The organism is Pseudorhodobacter aquimaris (genome assembly GCF_001202025.1).
GTDB lineage: Bacteria > Pseudomonadota > Alphaproteobacteria > Rhodobacterales > Rhodobacteraceae > Pseudorhodobacter > Pseudorhodobacter aquimaris.
Window position 1 is genome coordinate 1 of sequence record NZ_LGHS01000044.1, and the last position, 2,568, is coordinate 2,568.

General features: G+C 58.1%; 4 protein-coding genes and 1 pseudogene. 2 read left to right on the forward strand and 3 right to left on the reverse strand.

Annotated elements, in window-relative coordinates; genetic code table 11:
- On the forward strand, window positions 1–253 hold a 253-nt coding region (locus AKU94_RS19975), incomplete at its 5' end, for a hypothetical protein (protein ID WP_408633674.1).
- A gap of 241 nt (window positions 254–494) precedes the next feature.
- Window positions 495–881: a hypothetical protein gene (locus AKU94_RS19980; RefSeq protein ID WP_198144856.1), complete on the forward strand. Its 387-nt coding sequence runs from the start codon at window positions 495–497 to the stop codon at window positions 879–881.
- Between the two features lie 19 nt (window positions 882–900).
- Here the strand turns inward: AKU94_RS19980 and AKU94_RS06480 are convergent, their stop codons facing one another.
- From AKU94_RS06480 to AKU94_RS20315, 3 genes and pseudogenes are all read right to left on the reverse strand, one after another.
- Window positions 901–1,161, reverse strand: coding sequence for a hypothetical protein (locus AKU94_RS06480; protein ID WP_050526500.1), 261 nt, complete (start codon window positions 1,159–1,161; stop codon window positions 901–903).
- Between the two features lie 12 nt (window positions 1,162–1,173).
- Window positions 1,174–2,223 (reverse strand): BREX system Lon protease-like protein BrxL, encoded by a 1,050-nt coding sequence (locus AKU94_RS06485; protein ID WP_232295707.1) that lies wholly within the window; start codon window positions 2,221–2,223, stop codon window positions 1,174–1,176.
- 7 nt (window positions 2,224–2,230) lie between these two features.
- Window positions 2,231–2,512 (reverse strand): annotated as a pseudogene (locus tag AKU94_RS20315) (BREX system Lon protease-like protein BrxL); the annotation flags it as partial.
- Window positions 2,513–2,568 lie beyond the last annotated feature (56 nt).

Consider the following 2,568-nt stretch of genomic DNA (forward strand, 5'->3'; position numbering starts at 1 on the left):
GATCGGCTGGATCCCCACCATTCTCGCCAGCGCCCCGGCGCGCAGATCGCTGGGCCTTCTGCTGGTCGCCCTCACCATCGCCTTACTCCTTCTGAACCTGCGCCGTGCCGGGGAGCGCACGGGACGGTTGGCTGAACGCCTCGCAACATCGGAGAATACCCATGAAATCCAACGCCAAATGCTGGAGGCCGCCAGCCGCCGCCCTCATGGCCGCGACGATCTTCTTGAGCGCCTGCGCGATGGTGGGTTCTGACGCCACGCCCAGCGCCTGCCCGCCAGTTGTGGACTACAGCCGTCCGCAGCAGGCAGGCGTGGCCGACGAGGTTGCCAAGCTGCCCGAAGGCTCCCTGATCATAGGCTGGCTCGCAGATTACGCAGTGCTGCGCGAGCAAGCGCGAGCGTGTCATCAACCTTTATGAACTCATCGACATTCGACTGGACTGTCCACCCCGGTCGCGCCTGTTGATGCAGTGCCTGCCACAAGGAGCTGAACTATGTCCCTCAAACACCCCCAGATCATTGTCGAGCTGACTGGCTGCGACGGAAATGCCTTTGCCGTTCTCGGTCGTTGCCGCCATGCGGCACAACAGGCAGAACTGCCAGATGAAGTGATCGCCGCTTTCATGGCTGAAGCCATGGCGACCGACTATGACCACCTATTACAAACTGCGATGCTTTGGTTCGACATCCGCTGCCCTGCCCGCAGGCGCCGAGCTTGCCACGCAAAACTTTCACGCTGTCACGACGCCAGCGAGAGCGACACCTGCCAGCGTAACTCAGAACGGGCTGCTTCGCTCAAAGCTGGAGAGAGTTCAGGCGCTCCGGCGTCAGACCTTCCTGTCGAACTGCCCTATCGGACTTCCGCTTGCAGGCGGTACTGAAGATCGACACCCGACAAAGTCATTTTGTCCAACCCTTTTTTGCACGCAGTTGGTCAATCGTGTCGATGGCCTCCTCGAGGGTCTTTTCGCAGCCGAATTTCTCTCGCTGCGTCATGTTGGGATTGCCTTTTATCGCTCCTAGCCCGGCGCTGAGCCCATGCCGCAACTCTTCACCGCGGTCAGACCCATGCAGTGTGAAATGCCCAAGCAACATCTGGAGCATCATGTTTTGGGCAACCAGCTGGCCCGACAGAACTTCAATGTCTTCATTCCGTTTCAATCTTGCTCCCCCTCATTTGCCTTGCGGCTGATCCGACTGCCGCACGTAGGTGACATAGAATCCCTTCAGCATTCGATGCTCCTGCATCCGGTCCCCAAGTGAAAACCCCTCCGTTTTGATAGGCGGCTGGAAAATATCGAGTCCCCGATCGAGCACCATCTTCCAGCCAGTGTCGGCGACAATGTCGCGGGCATGGGCGGTACCAGAAGTATCGAAAGCCCAGCTGAACTCGACACCAGTGCCTGTGCAGGCCGTGGTGATTGACTCGAGCAATTCGCGCTGACGGGAGATGTTGCCCTCATCGGGCCCTGTCACAAGGTGAACCCTGATCTGATCCTCCGGAGGCTTCCGGCGGATCACCATCTCGACGAATTCCATCATGTTCCGGTGCTGGTAGAACAGGCGAATATACGGATCGGTCACGATGATGCGGCTGGCCCCATCGATGTAGGGCCCAAAAAGCTTGTCGTAGCTGACGCCCTTACGGTTTTCCGCAAAGACATGGTGGCCCTCAGCGAGTTTTGGGGCGGGCAGGGATTTGGGTGAAATCGGAGCACTTGGTACCGTGGCGCGCGCGTCGTCTTCAGATTTCTGATGCGCGTTAGACGAAGCAACGGCGGCGTTTCCCTGGTCCTTTGGGTCGAGAGCTGGCTTGAGATGATAGAACTGTGGATACTCCTCCTCTTCGACTGTGCTGACCGTCCGCTTTGCACCGTCAGAGCCAATGTAATGAAAATCGACATCCGGGTATGTACTGTCGATCCGGGCGAGCTGATCCTTCACCCGCTTGCGGCTTTCTATGGCAAGACGCAGCAGTTCCTCGACCTCAGCCTCGGTCTGGCTGCCATCAGGGAAGATCAGCTTCAGCATGCCCGACATCGTCTTGTAAATCGCGTCCCGGTCTCGCGTCGAAATCTTCTCGCTGACCTGGAAGAACTGGTCTGGCCGATTTGAGAAGTCTTCTGATCGCAAATGACGCAGGATCTCGGCCAGGTAGTCGACAATGAAGCCAACCCCTTGTGAACATCTCGCCGCGGATGACGTCAATCTCCCACCGGGCAATAGCGTGCAGACGGTCGATGAAGGCGAATCGTGAAACTGGCTTGGCAGCGCCTCGAAAGATCGCTGTTTTCAGCATGAAGGGCACATTGTGGTCGGTATTGCCCACAAAGGAGAAGCTGGCCTCCGCCCCCATTGGGTTGACACCCCGCGAGAAGGACTTGTTGGCCATGTAGTTCTTCATGATATCGACCAGCGCCTTGTTCGCGGTTTTCTCGCGTCCGGCAAATTCGTCGAAGGCCACGACGTCCCAATATCCCACCAGGCCGATACGCCCGTTCGAGTTATTCACGAAAAGCTTCGGGATGCTGACTTCCCCGCCTGAAATCAGCTGCCCATGGGGCGAGA

What these genes read in the sequence shown, in the direction of transcription:
- AKU94_RS19980 (WP_198144856.1), top strand. Translation starts at nt 495, where the DNA reads ATGTCCCTCAAACACCCCCAGATCATTGTCGAGCTGACTGGCTGCGAC.